Genomic DNA, 16216 nt, shown 5'->3' with positions numbered 1-16216 from the left:
CGAGCACGACTCCATGGGCGAGGTGAAGGTACCCGCCTCGGCCCTCTGGCGGGCCCAGACCCAGCGGGCGGTGGAGAACTTCCCGATCAGCGGCGCGACCCTGGAGGACGAGCACGTCAAGGCGATCGCCCGGGTGAAGGCCGCCGCCGCGACCGCGAACGAGGAGCTGGGCGTGCTCACGCCCGAGCAGGCCGGCGCGATCCGCGACGCCGCCGCCGCGATCGTCGGCGGGCAGCACCTCGACCAGTTCCCGATCGACGTCTTCCAGACCGGCTCGGGCACGTCGTCCAACATGAACATGAACGAGGTGCTGGCCAGCCTCACGACCGCCGCCGGGGTCGAGCTGCACCCCAACGACCACGTCAACGCCAGCCAGTCCTCCAACGACACCTTCCCGACGTCGATCCACGTGGCCGCCGCCGTCGCCACCACGGGCGACCTCGTGCCCGGCCTCGAGATCCTCGAGCACGCGCTCGCCGCGAAGGGCACGCAGTTCCGCGACCTCGTCAAGTCCGGACGCACGCACCTGATGGACGCCACCCCGGTGACGCTCGGCCAGGAGTTCGACGGGTACGCCGCCGTCGTACGGATGGCCGCCGAGCGCCTGCAGGCCACCCTCCCCCGGGTGCTGGAGCTGCCGCTGGGCGGCACCGCCGTGGGCACCGGGATCAACACCCCGGACGGCTTCGCCGAGAAGGCGATCGCGGCGCTCGCCTCCGACACCGGGCTGGCCTTCACCGAGGCCCGCAACCACTTCGAGGCCCAGGGCGGTCGCGACGCACTCGTCGAGCTCTCCGGTCAGCTGCGGACGATCGCGGTCGGGCTGACCAAGATCTGCAACGACCTGCGCTGGATGGGCTCCGGCCCGACCACCGGCCTGGCCGAGGTCACCCTGCCCGACCTGCAGCCGGGCTCGAGCATCATGCCGGGCAAGGTGAACCCGGTGCTCCCCGAGGCAACGCTGATGGTGTGCGCCCAGGTGATCGGCAACGACGTCACCGTCACCACCGCCGGCGCCTCCGGCGTCTTCGAGCTCAACGTCATGATGCCGGTGATCGCGCGCAACGTGCTGGAGTCGATCCGGCTGCTGGCCAACGCCTCGCGCGTCCTCGCCGCGCGCTGCGTCGACGGCATCGAGCCCAACGAGGAGCGGCTGCGCGGCTACGCCGAGTCCTCGCCGTCGATCGTCACCCCGTTGAACAAGTACATCGGCTACGAGGAGGCCTCCAAGGTCGCCAAGGCCGCGCTGAAAAAGGGTCAGACGATCCGCGAGACCGTCCTCGAGATGGGGTACGTCGAGCGCGGCGACCTCACCGAGGAGCAGATGGACGCGGCGCTCGACGTACGGAGCATGACCGGCAGCTGACCCGGCGCTCGTGGGCCCTCGTGGGCCTCTGAACGGCCGCTGACCCGGCGCTCGCGGGTCCCACGAGCGCCGGGTCAGCGGCCGTCTCAGGCGGTGGTCAGTACCAGCCGTGGCTCTGCTTGAAGCCCCAGGCCGAGCACGCGGAGCCGTACCGGCTCTGGATGTAGCCCAGGCCCCAGCGGATCTGGGTCTCGGCGTTGTTCTCCCAGTCGGGGCCGGCCGAGGCCATCTTGGAGCCGGGCAGCGCCTGCGGGATGCCGTACGCCGACGAGGACGGGTTGTCGGCGTGGGTGTTCCAGCCGGACTCCTGCGACCAGATGTTGTCGACGCACTGGAAGTCCGCCGACGTCATGCCGAACTCCGGCAGAAGCGCGCGGGCCAGGTCCTTCGGGTCGGACTGGTCGATCTTCTGGGTGCCGGTGGTCGCGACCGCCTTCGCGTCGCCCAGCTCGCGCTGCTTGATCCGGTCGGCCTCGGCGCGCCGGTCGTCGGCGCTGCGGGTGACAGCGGCACCGCGGGCCAGCACCTCCTGGGCGTCGAGGGTCGTCTTCGCACTCGCGCTGGTCGGGGCGAAGTCGCCGGCCACGGCAGCGGAGCCGGCACTCAGCTGGGCCGACATCACACCGCCTCCGACGGTCACGCCGGTCGCGACCGCGGCGACACCGCCGGTCACGAGAGTGGTGCGGACGCCGGCCCTGAGGACGGTGTGGTCTCGCTCGGCACGGTGCTTCGGGGCGCTGCGGGGCGCCTGGTTCTCAGCCTGGGACAACGACATCTCTCTCGTGGTGACTCGATGGGGGTCAAGTGGCCACGGGTGTACGGATACCCGGGCGGGCCGCGAACCACCTTGACGGACGTGCGGAGGCCACGCAAGCCGAACCCGGACATGACACCGCACGAGTTGGCGGGAGGTCCGTCACATCAGCACCATCGACCCCGCTGATCCATCTGCGCCGCACCCGCACCGCTTCACGCGGTGCGGGCCGACGACGCAGATCACATCACGACGCTCTCGAGCATCTCCGTGACCAGCGCGGCGACGGGCGACCGCTCGGAGCGGGTGAGCGTCACGTGGCCGAACAGAGGGTGGCCCTTGAGCTTGTCGACGACGGCCACGACGCCGTCGTGGCGACCGACACGCAGGTTGTCGCGCTGCGCGACGTCGTGCGTGAGCACCACCTTGGAGTTGGCGCCGATGCGGGAGAGCACCGTCAGCAGCACGTTGCGCTCCAGCGACTGCGCCTCGTCGACGATCACGAACGCGTCGTGCAGCGAGCGGCCACGGATGTGCGTCAGCGGCAGCACCTCGAGCATCCCGCGGTCGATGATCTCCTCGACGACGTCGGGACCGCTGATCGCGCCGAGGGTGTCGAAGACGGCCTGCGCCCAGGGCGACATCTTCTCGGACTCGCTCCCGGGCAGGTAGCCCAGCTCCTGCCCGCCGACCGCGAACAGCGGACGGAAGATCACCACCTTCTGGTGCTGGCGGCGCTCCATCACCGCCTCGAGGCCCGCGCACAGCGCCATCGCCGACTTGCCGGTGCCGGCGCGGCCCCCGAGGGAGACGATGCCGACGTCGGGGTCCAGCAGCAGGTCCAGGGCCACGCGCTGCTCCGCGCTGCGACCGTGCACCCCGAACGCCTCGCGGTCCCCGCGGACCAGGTGGACGCGCTTGTCCTCGCGGACGCGCCCCAGCGCGCTGCCCCGGTGGGAGAGCAGGACCAGGCCGGTGTGGCAGGGCAGGTCGCGCGCCTCGTCGAGGTCGACCACGGAGTCGGCGTACAGGGCGTCGAGGTCCTCGGCGGTGACCTCGAGCTCGGTCATCCCCGTCCAGCCGGCGTCGGCGTCGGTGGCCATCTCGGCGCGGTACTCCTCGGCGTCCAGCCCGACCGCCGAGGCCTTGATCCGCATCGGGAGGTCCTTCGAGACCACCGTGACCTGTGCGCCCTCCTGGCTGAGGTTGTTCGCGACCGCCAGGATCCGGGTGTCGTTGTCGCCGAGGCGGAAGCCGGAGGGCAGCGACATCGGGTCGGTGTGGTTGAGCTCGACCCGGATCGTGCCGCCGAGGTCGCCCACCGGGACCGGCTGGTCGAGGCGACCGTGGGTGACCCTCAGGTCGTCGAGCATCCGCAGCGCCGACCGGGCGAAGTAGCCCAGCTCCGGGTGGTGCCGCTTGCCCTCGAGCTCGGTGATCACCACGACCGGGAGCACCACCTCGTGCTCCTCGAAACGACGGACCGCCGTCGGGTCCGCGAGCAGCACGCTCGTGTCCAGGACGTAGGTGCGCCGGTCTCCGCTGACCTCAGGAGTCTTCGCAGTACTCATGACGGGTCTACCCCTTCACCGGACCGGCGCACGCACTCAGCGCCCCGGTCCGCTCGCTGAACACGGACCGGTCGACACAGGGGCGTGAGTGCCACCCCTGGCGCTTCTGCGTTGGTGCACGAAGCCTCCCGGTACGAGAGGCTTCCCCACCCCTCGATACCGAGAACCTAAGTCGCCGTACGAGGCCTCCTCGTGAGGACACGCCCATCGGCGTGTGACGACCAGGTGAAGCCGGCGTACCGCCTGGGTGACGGGCAGGTCAGGCGCCGAAGCGTCGCTCGCGCACGGCGTAGGCGCGCAGGGCACGCAGGAAGTCGACCCGCCGGAACTCCGGCCAGTACGCCTCGCAGAAGTAGAACTCGCTGGCCGCGCTCTGCCAGAGGAGGAAGCCGCCGAGACGCTGCTCCCCCGAGGTACGGATGACGAGGTCGGGGTCGGGCTGGCCACGGGTGTAGAGGTGGGCCGCGATGTGCTCGACGTCGATGATCTGGGCGAGCTCCTCCAGCGGCGTGTGCATCGTGGCGTGCTCGGCGAGCAGGGAGCGAACGGCGTCGGCGATCTCGCGACGCCCGCCGTACCCGACGGCGACGTTGACGAGCACCCCGGGCACGTCGCGGGTCGCCTCCTCGGCGGCCTTGAGCCGCTCCGCCGTCGCCGCGGGCAGCAGGTCGAGCGCGCCGACCGGGTGGATCCGCCACCGGCCCGTCGCGGCCAGCGACCCCACCGCGCCCTCGATGATCTCCAGCAGCCCGGTCAGCTGGTCCGCCGGCCGGTTCGCGAGGTTGTCGCTGGAGAGCAGCCAGAGCGTGACCACCTCGACGCCGAGCTCCTCGCACCAGCCGAGGAAGGGGGCGATGTTGTCGGCGCCGGCCTGGTAGCCCTCCGCCGTGCCGAGCCCGACGGTCCTGGCCCAGCGCCGGTTGCCGTCGAGCATCACCCCGACGTGCTTGGGGGTGCGTGTCAGATCCAGCCGACGCGCCAGGCGGGCCTCGTACGCCGGGTAGAGCACCCGCCGGAGCACCCGCTTCCAGTCCGCCACGTCGGCGCACTCTACCGTCGCCGCCACCTCGACGGGTGGCACGAGGCACGCCGCGAAACACGCACCGCACCACCCGAGGGTGGGTAGCCTCGACTCTTGTGAAGACCACGCAGGAGCGCGGCGGCAGGCCGGACGACCAGCCCGTCGCGCACGCCCCTGTCAGCCGGCCTCGCGGCGGTGACTCCGGCCTGGAGCGTGCCGCCGAGGCGGTGCGCGAGCGGGTCGCCGAGGTCAAGCCGCACCTGCGCGGCTGGCTGCACGCCGCCACGACGCCGCTGGCACTGGCCGCGGGGATCGTGCTGATCGTGCTCTCGCCGACCGCGACGACCCGCGTCGGCTCGTCACTGTTCGCCGCGACGGCGCTGCTGCTGTTCGCCGTGTCGGCGATCTACCACCGCGGCACGTGGGGGCCGGGGTCGTACGCCTTCCTGCGGCGCTTCGACCACGCCAACATCTTCCTGCTGATCGCCGGGTCGTACACCCCGTTCACGCTGATCCTGCTCGAGGGCACCGACCGCGTCGTGATGCTCAGCGTCGTCTGGGCCGGGGCGCTGCTCGGCGCGTTCTTCCAGATCGCGTGGCCCACGGCGCCGCGCTGGCTCTCGACGCCGATCTACATCGCGCTGGGGTGGGCGGCGATCTTCTACGCCCCCGACTTCGTCTCCGGCGGTGCCGCCGTGACGACGCTGGTCGTCGTGGGTGGTGGGCTCTACACGCTCGGCGGGATCGTCTACGGCCTGAAGAAGCCCGACCCGTTCCCCACCTGGTTCGGCTTCCACGAGGTGTTCCACACCCTCACCATCGCGGCGTTCGTGTGCCACTACGTCGCGGCGTCGCTGGCGACGTACTCGCTGCGCTGAGGCCGTCCGGTCGTGGCACACCTCACCCGGTGAACGGGCACCCGCGGGGGTGGCTTGTTCGTCGTACGGGGTGACCTTGGCCGTACGACCCGCGAGCACCCTCTTGCCTGAGACGAACACCCCCACCCGTCCCTCCGCCACCGACGAGGAGGCGCGCCGCGAGCCCGCCCTCGGCCTCTCCCCCACCCAGGTGGTCGGCTCCGCCGCCGCGGCGGCGACCGCCGCCGCGCTCGGGTCGCGCCTGGGGCTGGTCGGCACGATCGTCGGTGCCGCGCTGATCAGCGCGCTGACGGCCGTGACCGGTGCGATCTACACCCGCTCGCTGCAGCGCACCCGCGACGCCGTGGCCCGCACCGCGAACCGCACCGCCGGCCGGGTGCCAGCCCCGCCCCTGCGGCGTACGACGGCCCGGCTGCGGCAGGTGCGGTGGAAGCCGGTCGCGCTCGCCGCCCTGCTGGTCTTCGTCGTCGCCGGCGGCATCGTCACCGGCGTCGAGCAGCTGACCGGCCGCTCGCTGGACGGTACGGGCCGGACCTCGATCGACCACCTCATCGGCCGCACGGAGCAGCGCGAGCAGGCGCGGTCGAGCGACACCGGCCAGCAGTCGTCGGGCACGCAGGGGTCGGACGATGCCGGCACGTCCGGTGGCTCCGGGAGCTCCGCGGACTCCGGCAGCACCGACCAGCCGTCGAGCACCCCGACCGCCGAGCCCACCGAGACCCCCACCTCGACGCCGTCGAGCGCGCCGACCGCGGACCCCGAGCCCACCGACCCGACGCCGACCGGGACTCCGAGCCCGACCGCTACACCCGGCGGGTGAGGTGCACGCTGACCGTGTCGCCGACGCCCTTGCCGATGCGTGAGAGCAGCACGCCGGCGAGCGGCAGCTTGTGCCTGCCGTCCCCCAGCGCCATGAACGAGGTCGCGAACGGCTCGCCGTCGACCGTCCCCTCCACCTTGACCGGTCCCCGGGTCCCGAAGAGCTCGACGGAGTCGGGCCAGACGGCGTACGTCCACCCGCCCCTCGCGTCGCTCTTCTCCACCGTGACCTCGAAGGTCAGGTCCAGCGTGCCGCTCGTGGGTGTCATGCCGGAGAAGACCCCGCCCGCAGCCCGATCTCATCGGGGTCGGTGACGGGGCGCTCGCAGACCAGCTGACGGCAGACGTACGCCGCCGCCCGTCCGTCCACGAGGCCGCGCCCCTTTAGGAGCGGGATCCGCGACGCCCCGGGCTCCGCGACGACGACCAGGGCGCCGGAGATCCGGCGTGCCGCACGGGCCAGCGCCTGCGCCTGCGTCCCGGACCCGGCGACGGCCACCTCGACCGGCCCGTCCAGCGCGGCGTCCGCCGCCGCCAGCGACCACCCGGCGAACCGCGGCGCACGGCGCGCGATCTCGACGACCGAGGCCAGCGCCTGCTCGGCGACGGCGCGGTGCTCCCCGGAGCCGGTCAGCGCCGCGTAGCCGAGCAGCGCGTGGACCAGGGACGACAGCCCGGAAGGACTGGCGTTGTCGGCCGGGTCCCGCGGCCGGGCGACCAGGGACTCGGCGTCGGCGGCGGTGTCGAAGAAGCCGCCGTCACCCGTCTCGAAGTGCGTCGTGGCCACGTCGAGCAGGGCGTGAGCACGGTCCAGCCAGACGGCGTCCGCCGTGGCCGCGGCGAGGTCGACGTACGCCGTCGCGAGGCAGCCGTAGTCCTCGAGCACGCCGACCGGCGCGCCGACCACGCCGTCGCGCGAGGCCCGGCGCAGCCGGCCGTCGACCCAGTGCACGTCCCAGAGGAAGGAGCCGCACGCCACCGCCGCCTCGACCAGGTCCGGCCGCTCCAGCCGGTGCCCGGCGTCGAGCAGCCCGGAGATCATCAGCCCGTTCCAGGCGGTGACGACCTTGTCGTCCCGGGCGGGGCGGGCACGCAGGTCCCGGGCCGCGAGCAGCGTCGTACGCACCGCGTCCCACCGCGCCGGGTCGTCCGGGTCGGCGAGCAGCTGCAGCGTCGAGGCGCCGTGCTCGAAGGTCCCCGCGAGCGTCACCGACAGCAGGTCCGCGGCCCACACGGCGTCGTCGGGCGCGAGCACCTCGCGCAGCTGCTCCGGCGTCCACGCGTAGTACGCCCCCTCGACGCTGCGGCCGGTCGCGTCGGGGCTGTCGGCGTCCAGCGCCGAGGCGTACGCCCCCTGCGCGGTGCGGAGCTCGCGCAGGCAGAAGTCGGCGGTCTCGGCCGTGACCCGGTCCCCGAGCGGGGTGCCCCAGCGGGCGTACAGACCGAGCAGCTGCGCGTTGTCGTAGAGCATCTTCTCGAAGTGCGGCACCACCCAGCCGGCGTCGACGGAGTAGCGGGCGAACCCGCCGCCGAGCTGGTCGTACATCCCACCCCGGGCCATCGCCCGCATCGTGCCGTCCAGCATCGTCGCCGCACGTTCGTCGCCGCGCGCCGCCCGGCGGCGCAGGAACTCGGCGAGCATGCTCGGCGGGAACTTCGGGGCGCCGCCGAACCCGCCGCGCTCGGCGTCGTACTCCGACTGCATCGTGGCCACCGCATCGTCGAGCACGGCCTCGTCGACCGGGTCCGACCCGCTCGGCACGTGCGCGCCGGCGAGGTGCTGGCGGATGCTCGCGGCGACCCTGGTGATCTCGTCCGGCCGCTCCGCCCACGCCTGCGTCAGCGCCTCGAGCACCTGCCGGAACGCCGGCATCCCGTGCCGCGGGGCGTCGGGGAAGTACGTCCCCGCGAAGAACGGCACCCCCTCGTGGTCGAGCACGCACGTCATCGGCCAGCCGCCCTGCCCGGTCATCGCCTGCGTCGCCTGCATGTAGACCGCGTCGACGTCCGGCCGCTCCTCGCGGTCGACCTTGACGCTGACGTAGTGCGCGTTGAGGTAGTCGGCCGTCGCCTGGTCCTCGAACGACTCGTGCGCCATCACGTGGCACCAGTGGCAGGCGGCGTACCCGACGCTCAGCAGCACCGGCACCCCCCGCTCGCGCGCCTCCGCGAACGCCTCGGCGCCCCACTCACGCCAGTCGACCGGGTTGTCCGCGTGCTGGAGGAGGTACGGCGACGTCGCACCGCTGAGTCGGTTCGCCATGGGTCCCACCCTCGCACCCGCCCGCTGCGGATTCATCACGGTATGCAGACGAACCCGCACTCCCCACGACGTACCCACCGTGGGGAGTGTGGGTTCGTCGTGGGGAGCGCAGCCCGGTGCCGTTCACCTCGCGGACCGCGGGTCCTCACGACGCAGTCACGTCGACCCGCGAGGATGGTGGACGTGGACGACCCCGTCACCGCCGCACTCGAGGTACCCCTCGCCGCCGCGCTGGGCTGCGCGCTGATCGACCCCGACTCCCCCGCGACCGGCGCCTGGCTCGAGGTCGGCGACCTCGCCGGCAACGGCCTCGGCGGCACCCACGCCTCGGCGCTCGACGTGCTCGCCGAGCTGGCCGGCTTCCTCGCCGCCGTCCCCGCCCTCGGCGAGGGCGAGCACGCGGTGACGCACGCGATCTCCACCCAGCTGCTCGGCGCCGGCCGGCCCGGTCAGCGCGTCGAGGCCCGCGGCCGGCTCGTACGACGCACCGGCCGCCTGGCCTTCGTCGACGTCACCGTGACGGCCGACGACGTCGTGCTGGCGACGTCGCAGATCACCAAGTCCGTCGTCCGCCCGCGCTGAACGCGGCAGCCGCGTCAGCGAGCGGGTTCGTGCCCCGCTGTGGCGGTTTCCGTCACGTGGGCGCGCACGGCGGGGTTGATCAGGGCCACCGCCTGCAGGAGGCAGGCCCCGGCGACGGCGAGGTCACGCAACCGGTCTGCAGATCCGACCGACGCCAGGGCGTACACCGCGAACCCGGTCCACGCACTCAGCAGGATCAGAAGACGCGCGACCGAGCTGCGTCGCCACCCGACCATCGCGAGCAGCACGGCCCCGACGAACGTCCAGAAGCCGGCGACCTCGATGCCCTGCGGACCGTAGTCGGTCAGCGCGACCTGGACGACCAGGCCGATCGTCGCGAGGGCCAGCCAGGCGAGAAGGGGTGAGGGCACGTCCCGCACGCTAGCCGTACCGATGCACCCTGCGGGGTGGAATGAACGAGGACCCCGACGTGCTGCGCCCCGCAGACGTCAACGAAAGGGCATCGTCATGAGCACCACCGAGCTGACCGCCGCGACCTTCGCGGACACGATCACCGACAACGACATCGTCATGGTCGACTTCTGGGCGGACTGGTGCGGACCGTGCAAGCAGTTCGCGCCGACGTACGACAAGGCGAGCGAGGACCACCCGGACGTCGTCTTCGGCAAGATCGACACCGCGGCCGAGCAGCAGCTGGCCGCCGCGGCCAACATCACCTCGATCCCGACGCTGATGGCGTTCCGCGAGGGCGTGCTGGTCTTCTCCCAGCCCGGCGCGCTCCCGCCGAAGGGTCTCGAGGAGGTCGTGACCGCGGTCAAGGGCCTCGACATGGACGAGGTGCGCGCGGAGATCGAGAAGCAGCGCGCCGAGGCGGGCGAGACCCCCGACGCGTGAGGTCGTCGGGCCCCTCACCAGGTCTCGACGTCCTCCCTCGCTAGCGCTCGGTCAGGCTCGACCACCTGTCGTCACGCCGGTCGGGCTCGACCACGTGGCTACCTGGCTACATCTCCCCCGAGCGCTCCGCGTCGCGGCGCGCCTCGGGGGACATCTCGGGGTGACCCTCGACCGGCTCCTCGGGCTCGACGTACAGGTTCTTCCGCGCCGTCTTGAGCGAGCGCACCAGGAAGTAGCCGATCAGTGCGACCGCGACGCACAGCCCGATGAACACCGCGAAGCCGCCCCAGCCGGCGACGACGTCGTCGTCCTTGGGCGTCGGGTCGGCGGCGAGCGGTGCGAGTGCGACCAGGATGCTGTGCATCCCTCCATTGTGCGCCGCGGCGCGGAGGAGCGGTCAGCCGGTCACCCGGTCGCGGAGCCCGGCGAACAGGTCGTCCTCCGGCAGGGTGGTCTCGACCTGCGACTCGACGAGCTCGAAGTCCTCGTACGGCCAGACCTCCCGCTGCACCTCCAGCGGCACCTTGAAGAAGTGGCCGTCGGGGTCGATCTGCGTCGCGTGCGCGATCAGCGCCTGGTCGCGGACGCCGAAGTACTCCCCGCAGGGCACCTTCGTCGTGATCCGCTTGTCGTGCTCCGGGTCGGGCTTCCACTCCTTGAGCCGCTCGGCCCACGGTGACTCCAGACCGAGCTCGGTCATCTTGTCGTGGATGGCCTGCGTCCGGGGGCGGTTGAAGCCGTGCTGGTAGTACACCTTCAGCACCTGCCACGGCTCACCCGGCTCGTCACCGAGGTCGGCGTCCGGGTCGCTCGCCATCCGGTACGCCGCCATCGACACCAGGTGGCAGGCGATGTGGTCGGGGTGCGGGTAGCCGCCGTTCTCGTCGTACGTCGTGAGCACGTGCGGCCGGATGCCGCGGATCAGCCGTGCCAGCGGCACCGCCGCCTCCTCGGTGGGCACGAGCCCGAAGCAGCCCTCGGGCAGCGGCGGCTTCGGGTCACCCTCGGGCCAGCCGGAGTCGACGAACCCCAGCCACTCCTGGGTGACGCCGAGGATGTCGCGCGCGGCCTCCATCTCACGGCGGCGGATCTCGGTCATGTTCTCGAGCACGTCCGGCCGGTCCATGTTGGGGTTGAGGATCGAGCCGCGCTCGCCACCCGTGCAGGTGACGACGTGGACGTCGGCGCCCTGGGCGACGTACATCGCCGTGCTCGCCGCGCCCTTGCTCGACTCGTCGTCGGGGTGTGCGTGCACGTGCATCAGCCTCAGACCCACCGCAGAGGGCTCCACCACTCCAGCCATGGCCCCATCGTAGGAAGGCCGCGACAGGCCGCTCGCCTAGGGTGCGCCGCCCGTCACCCACCCTCGGTCCGTAGCCTGGGTCCGTGACGATCGACGACCAGGAGCGCGCGGAGCTCCTCGCCGCGCGCTACGGCACCCACCGGCCGGTCGCGCGGCTGGTCACCCTGGTGGTGGTCGTGATCGTCGCTGTCGTCGCCCTGGGCTGGCTCGCCTGGGCCGCGTGGTTCCATTCCTCAGAGTCGATCGACGCCGACATCGTCGGCTTCGAGGTCCGCGGGCCGCACCAGGTGCGTACGACGCTCGCGCTGCGGGTCGCCGACACGTCCACGACGGGCACCTGCCTGCTGCGCGCGAGCGCGGAGGACCACTCCATCGTGGGCGAGCAGTCCGTGCCGGTGAAGGGCCTCTCGGGCACCTCGCAGCGGTACGTCGACGTCCGCACCGAGCGGGCCGCGACCACGGTCGAGGTCGCCCGCTGCAGCAGCGACTGACGACGCGGCACCGGCTCGTTCGAGGTGAACGCAGCCGCGTCGGCGGCTATGGTGGAGCACTTGCCCCGCCCGGCACCGGGTCGGCGTCGGTCCCCGACCGACGTGCAGGACCACCCGAACCACGCGAGCGGGGCTCTCTCGCACCCGCAGGCGACCCACCAGGGGCCGCTCACCGATCAGCACACCAGGAGATCCCCCATGACTCAGTCCGACGAGCGCGAGACGATCTGGCTCACCGAGGACGCCCTGGCCAAGAAGAAGGCCGAGCTCGAGGAGCTGCGCGGCCCGGCCCGCGCCGAGATCGTCGACCGGATCAGTGCCGCCCGCGACGAGGGCGACCTGAAGGAGAACAGCGGCTACCACGCCGCGCGCGAGGCCCTGTCCAGCCTGGACGGCAGGATCGCGCAGCTGGAGCAGATGCTGGACCGCGCGGAGGTCGGCGAGGTCACCGACGACGGCACGATCAGCCCCGGCTACAAGGTCACCTACCGGCTCGGGACGATGGATCCCGACACGTGCCTGCTCGGCGCGCGGGAGATGATGACCGGCGAGGACATCCAGGTGATCAGCCCTCAGTCGCCGCTCGGCTCGGCCCTGATCGGCGCGAAGAAGGGGCAGACGGTCTCCTACACCGCGCCCAACGGCAAGGACATCGAGGTCGAGATCCAGGACGCCGAGCCGTACTCCGGCTGAGCGCCTACTCGCTCACCGCGTAGCCCTGGTCGCGCAGCCGCGCGACCAGGGCTTCTGCGTGCTCGGCGCCGCGCGTCTCCAGCTGCAGGCGTACGGCGACCTCGTCGAGGTGCAGCTGCATCGAGACCCGCTCGTGCGCGACGTCCATGACGTTGGCGCCCGCCTCGGCGAGCCGTCGGAGCAGCTCGGCCAGGCCGCCGGGGACGTCCGGGATCAGCACGTGGAGCTGCAGGTAGCGTCCGGCCGCCGCCATGCCGTGCCGGATCAGCTTGCCCATCAGCAGCGGGTCGACGTTGCCGCCGGAGAGGATCGCGACCGCCGGGGTCTCCCAGCGCGTCGGGTCGTCCAGGACGGCGGCGACGGCGGCGGCGCCCGCCGGCTCCACGACCAGCTTGGCCCGCTCCAGCAGCAGCACCATCGCCCGCGACATCGACTCCTCGGAGACGGTCACGACCTCGTCGACATACTCCTCGATCGCGGCGAACGGGACCTCCCCCGGCGTCCCGACCGCGATCCCGTCGGCCATCGTGTGCATCTCGGTGAGGGGTACGGGGTGGCCGGCGGCGAGCGAGGCCGGGTACGCCGCCGCCTGCTCGGCCTGGACCGCGACGACCCTCGGCTCGGGGCGGCCCTCCTCGCGGCACTGCTCCTTGACCGCCAGCGCGACGCCGGCGGCGTAGCCGCCCCCGCCGAGCGAGACCAGGATGGTCCGGGCCTCGGGGGCCTGCTCGAGGATCTCGAGACCGGCGGTGCCCTGTCCCGCGACGACCGCGGGGTGGTCGTACGGATGGATCAGTACCGCGCCGGTGCGCTCGGCGTACGCGATCGCCTCGGTCAGCGCCTCGTGCAGGTAGCTGCCGTGGAAGACCACCTCCGCGCCGTAGCCCCGGGTCGCGTTGAGCTTCGGGATCGGCGCCCCCTCGGGCATGTAGACGCGCGCCTTGATCCCGAGCAGCTGCGCCGCCAGCGCGACGCCCTGGGCGTGGTTGCCGGCGGAGGCGGCGACGACACCGCGGGCCCGCTCCTCCTCGCTCAGCTCGGACATGCGGACGTACGCCCCACGGATCTTGAACGAGCCGGTGCGCTGCAGGTTCTCCGCCTTGAGGTGGACCGGCCCGCCGACCAGGCTCGAGAGCCAGCGCGAGGACTGCATCGGGGTGCGGACCGCGACCCCGTCGAGCAGGTCGCGGGCGGCGCGGACGTCGGCGAGGGTGACGCGGTCGGGCATGGCTCGACCCTAGGCGGTGCCCTGGGCCTGGTCCGGGGTGCCCGGATCTCGTGCCGCGGCGGCGCGCGGGTCCTCGCCGGGCTCCGTCATCGCGGCGAGGTGCTGGACGACCGCGTTCAGCGCGGCGGCGAACGGGACGGCCACGAGCGCGCCGGCGACGCCGGCCAGCAGGACACCCGTACCGATCGCGACGATGACGCCGAGCGGGTGCACGGAGACCAGCCGGCCCATGACGAACGGCTGCAGCACGTGCGCCTCGATCTGCTGGACCACCACCACCCCGGCCAGCATCAGCAGGGCCACGAACGGGCCCTGCGCGATCAAGGCGACGAGCACCGCGACGGAGCCGGAGACCGTGGCACCGACGAGCGGGACGAACGCGCCGAGAAAGACCAGGACGCCGATCGCGACGACGAACGGCACCTTGAGGATCAGCGCCACGACGACGATGCCGATCGCGTCCACCGCCGCGACCAGGACGGTGGCCCGGACGAACTGGGTCAGGGACTTCCAGGCCACCCGGCCCGAGGAGTCGATTCGGTCGCGGGAGACCCGGGGGAAGATCCGGACCAGCCAGGCCCAGATCAGCCGGCCGTCGGCGAGGAAGAAGTACGTCGCGAACAGCACGATGAACGCGCCGGCCACGACGTGCCCGACCGCCGTGCCGAACTCCGTGGCGTAGCCGACGAAGCGCCCGCCGGTGTCGGAGACCGACTCCTGCAGGCTCGACAGCGCGCTCTGCAGATCGGCGTCGCTGATCCCCAGCGGCCCGTCGCGCAGCCAGGTCCTGACCTGGTCCAGGGCGTCGACCACCTGGGTCGACAGGTCCTCGGCACCGTTGAGGATCTGACTGACCACGAAGACCAGCAGCAGGGCGATCGCGCCCAGCCCGAGCACCACGACCAGCAGCGCCGACAGCTTGTGCGGCACGCCCAGCCGGTCGAGGCGGCGTACGGCCGGCCCGAGCAGCGCGGCGGCGAGCAGCGAGACGATGAGCGGGTAGGTGACCACCGCGAAGTAGTGGATCAGGAAGAGCAGGGCGAGCAGTGCGGCACCGATGACCAGCAGCCGCCACGACCAGGCGGCAGCGACCTCGACGCCGCGCGGGACGAGCGGGTCGTCACCGGGCCCGGCGGCTGCCTCCACGACGGGACGGCGTCGTGGTAGTCGCGGCCCGCGGTAACGCTTCGTCTCCCCCACGACCAGAAGGCTAGATCACACCGACAGGGCCCGGTCGAGGTCGGCGAGCAGGTCCTCCGCGGTCTCGATGCCGACCGAGAGCCGGACCAGGTCCGCAGGCACCTCGAGGTCGGTGCCGGCGACGGAGGCGTGCGTCATCAGACCCGGGTGCTCGATCAGGGACTCGACCCCGCCGAGGGACTCCCCGAGCGTGAACACCTCCGTGCGACGGCACACCTCCAGCGCGGCCTGCTGGCCGGCGGCGACGCGGAAGGAGACCATCCCGCCGAAGCGCTTCATCTGCCGGGCGGCGACGTCGTGCCCGGGGTGGTCGGCCAGCCCGGGGTAGGAGACGTGGCTGACCGCGGCGTGGCTCAGCAGGAACTCGACGACCCGCTCGGCGTTGTCGCAGTGGCGGTCCATGCGCGGTCCGAGCGTCTTCAGGCCGCGCAGGGTGAGCCAGGCGTCGAACGGGCCGGCGACCGCGCCCATCGCGTTCTGGTGGAAGCCGATCCGCTCGGCGAGGACGTCGTCGCCGGTGACCAGCGCTCCGCCGACGACGTCGGAGTGGCCGCCGACGTACTTCGTCGTCGAGTGGACGACGACGTCGGCCCCCAGTGCCAGCGGCTGCTGGAGGTACGGCGACGCGAACGTGTTGTCCACGACCAGCAACGCACCTGCCTCGTGCGCGACACCGGCCAGCGCCTCGATGTCGGCGATGGTGAGCAGCGGGTTCGTCGGCGTCTCCACCCAGACGACCCGCGTCTGCCCGGGCCGGACCGCGGCACGCACGGCCCCGACGTCGTCGAGCGGTGCGGGGGTGTACTCCAGCCCCCACCGCCGGGCGACCTGGTCGACCAGGCGGAAGGTCCCGCCGTACGCGTCGTCGGGCAGCACCAGGTGCTGCCCGGGGTCGGTCAGTGCGCGCAGCAGGGTGTCCTCGGCGGCCAGCCCGCTGGCGAACGCGAACGCGTGCGTACCCCCCTCGACCGCGGCGAGTGCACCCTCGAGCGCCGTGCGCGTGGGGTTGCCGGAGCGGGAGTACTCGTAGCCGCCACGCAGCCCGCCGACGCCGTCCTGCTTGTAGGTGCTCGTCGCGTAGATCGGCGGGATCACGGCACCGGTCGTCGGGTCGGGCTCGTAGCCGGCGTGGATGGCGCGGGTCTCGAAGCCGTAGGTCGTGCTCTGCTCGCTGTCTGGGCTCACGCGGACC

Annotated in this window: 18 protein-coding genes; 7 read left to right on the top strand and 11 right to left on the bottom strand. The window is 72.5% G+C overall.

Features of this window, described 5'->3' with window-relative positions:
• Positions 1 to 13: 13 nt before the first annotated feature.
• Positions 14 to 1366, top strand: a complete 1353-nt coding sequence (locus IEX42_RS15100; RefSeq protein WP_188781174.1) for a class II fumarate hydratase — start codon at positions 14 to 16, stop codon at positions 1364 to 1366.
• A 97-nt stretch (positions 1367 to 1463) separates the two neighbouring features.
• Here IEX42_RS15100 and IEX42_RS15095 read toward each other — a convergent pair whose 3' ends face one another.
• From IEX42_RS15095 to IEX42_RS15085, 3 genes are all read right to left on the bottom strand, one after another.
• Positions 1464 to 2141: an aggregation-promoting factor C-terminal-like domain-containing protein gene (locus IEX42_RS15095; protein WP_188780512.1), complete on the bottom strand. Its 678-nt coding sequence runs from the start codon at positions 2139 to 2141 to the stop codon at positions 1464 to 1466.
• Positions 2142 to 2362: 221 nt separating this feature from the next.
• Positions 2363 to 3691 carry an RNA 5'-3' helicase PhoH2 gene (gene phoH2 / locus IEX42_RS15090; RefSeq protein ID WP_188780511.1) on the bottom strand — a complete coding sequence of 443 codons (1329 nt, stop codon included), beginning with the start codon at positions 3689 to 3691 and terminating at the stop codon, positions 2363 to 2365.
• 259 nt (positions 3692 to 3950) lie between these two features.
• Positions 3951 to 4730, bottom strand: a complete 780-nt coding sequence (locus IEX42_RS15085; protein WP_188780510.1) for an isoprenyl transferase — start codon at positions 4728 to 4730, stop codon at positions 3951 to 3953.
• Between the two features lie 98 nt (positions 4731 to 4828).
• On the opposite strand from IEX42_RS15085, the gene trhA reads away from it, so the two are divergent.
• Positions 4829 to 5590 carry a PAQR family membrane homeostasis protein TrhA gene (gene trhA, locus IEX42_RS15080; RefSeq protein WP_188780509.1) on the top strand — a complete coding sequence of 254 codons (762 nt, stop codon included), beginning with the start codon at positions 4829 to 4831 and terminating at the stop codon, positions 5588 to 5590.
• A gap of 103 nt (positions 5591 to 5693) precedes the next feature.
• Positions 5694 to 6410: a hypothetical protein gene (locus IEX42_RS18260; protein ID WP_188780508.1), complete on the top strand. Its 717-nt coding sequence runs from the start codon at positions 5694 to 5696 to the stop codon at positions 6408 to 6410.
• Here IEX42_RS18260 and IEX42_RS15070 read toward each other — a convergent pair.
• Both IEX42_RS15070 and IEX42_RS15065 read right to left on the bottom strand, forming a co-directional pair.
• Complete coding sequence (locus tag IEX42_RS15070; RefSeq protein ID WP_188780507.1) at positions 6394 to 6678, bottom strand: DUF1905 domain-containing protein; 285 nt, start codon at positions 6676 to 6678, stop codon at positions 6394 to 6396. The genes IEX42_RS18260 and IEX42_RS15070 overlap by 17 nt on opposite strands.
• Positions 6675 to 8672: a thioredoxin domain-containing protein gene (locus IEX42_RS15065; protein ID WP_188780506.1), complete on the bottom strand. Its 1998-nt coding sequence runs from the start codon at positions 8670 to 8672 to the stop codon at positions 6675 to 6677. Before IEX42_RS15065 ends, IEX42_RS15070 begins: the two co-directional genes overlap by 4 nt.
• 183 nt (positions 8673 to 8855) lie before the next feature.
• Here IEX42_RS15065 and IEX42_RS15060 point away from each other — a divergent pair, with 183 nt between their 5' ends.
• A complete protein-coding gene (locus tag IEX42_RS15060; RefSeq protein ID WP_188780505.1) occupies positions 8856 to 9254 on the top strand; it encodes a PaaI family thioesterase in 399 nt (132 codons plus the stop codon).
• A 14-nt stretch (positions 9255 to 9268) separates the two neighbouring features.
• Here the strand turns inward: IEX42_RS15060 and IEX42_RS15055 are convergent, their stop codons facing one another.
• Entirely contained in the window at positions 9269 to 9625 is a 357-nt protein-coding gene (locus IEX42_RS15055) for a hypothetical protein (protein WP_188780504.1), read from the bottom strand.
• A 97-nt stretch (positions 9626 to 9722) separates the two neighbouring features.
• On the opposite strand from IEX42_RS15055, the gene trxA reads away from it, so the two are divergent.
• The gene (trxA, locus tag IEX42_RS15050) at positions 9723 to 10109 is read left to right on the top strand and encodes a thioredoxin (RefSeq protein WP_188780503.1); all 387 of its coding nucleotides are present in this window, start codon (positions 9723 to 9725) and stop codon (positions 10107 to 10109) included.
• Positions 10110 to 10215: 106 nt separating this feature from the next.
• Here the strand turns inward: trxA and IEX42_RS15045 are convergent, their stop codons facing one another.
• Both IEX42_RS15045 and mca read right to left on the bottom strand, forming a co-directional pair.
• Positions 10216 to 10473, bottom strand: a complete 258-nt coding sequence (locus tag IEX42_RS15045) for a hypothetical protein (protein ID WP_188780502.1) — start codon at positions 10471 to 10473, stop codon at positions 10216 to 10218.
• Positions 10474 to 10506: 33 nt separating this feature from the next.
• Entirely contained in the window at positions 10507 to 11412 is a 906-nt protein-coding gene (gene mca, locus IEX42_RS15040) for a mycothiol conjugate amidase Mca (protein WP_188780501.1), read from the bottom strand.
• Between the two features lie 83 nt (positions 11413 to 11495).
• Here mca and IEX42_RS15035 point away from each other — a divergent pair, with 83 nt between their 5' ends.
• Entirely contained in the window at positions 11496 to 11903 is a 408-nt protein-coding gene (locus IEX42_RS15035; RefSeq protein WP_188780500.1) for a DUF4307 domain-containing protein, read from the top strand.
• A gap of 198 nt (positions 11904 to 12101) precedes the next feature.
• Positions 12102 to 12596: a GreA/GreB family elongation factor gene (locus IEX42_RS15030; RefSeq protein ID WP_188780499.1), complete on the top strand. Its 495-nt coding sequence runs from the start codon at positions 12102 to 12104 to the stop codon at positions 12594 to 12596.
• Between the two features lie 4 nt (positions 12597 to 12600).
• On the opposite strand, the gene ilvA is transcribed toward IEX42_RS15030, so the two are convergent.
• Genes ilvA through IEX42_RS15015 form a run of 3 tightly spaced genes read right to left on the bottom strand, consistent with a single transcriptional unit; the run spans position 12601 to position 16209 of the window.
• Complete coding sequence (gene ilvA / locus IEX42_RS15025) at positions 12601 to 13824, bottom strand: threonine ammonia-lyase (RefSeq protein WP_188780498.1); 1224 nt, start codon at positions 13822 to 13824, stop codon at positions 12601 to 12603.
• A 9-nt stretch (positions 13825 to 13833) separates the two neighbouring features.
• Positions 13834 to 15024, bottom strand: a complete 1191-nt coding sequence (locus IEX42_RS15020) for an AI-2E family transporter (protein ID WP_229660895.1) — start codon at positions 15022 to 15024, stop codon at positions 13834 to 13836.
• Between the two features lie 15 nt (positions 15025 to 15039).
• Complete coding sequence (locus IEX42_RS15015) at positions 15040 to 16209, bottom strand: cystathionine gamma-synthase (RefSeq protein ID WP_188780497.1); 1170 nt, start codon at positions 16207 to 16209, stop codon at positions 15040 to 15042.
• Positions 16210 to 16216 lie beyond the last annotated feature (7 nt).

Source organism: Marmoricola endophyticus, from assembly GCF_014644415.1.
GTDB classification, from domain to species: domain Bacteria; phylum Actinomycetota; class Actinomycetes; order Propionibacteriales; family Nocardioidaceae; genus Marmoricola; species Marmoricola endophyticus.
Note: the sequence above shows the minus strand (reverse complement) of the source record. Positions and strands in the feature narration are given on the sequence as shown.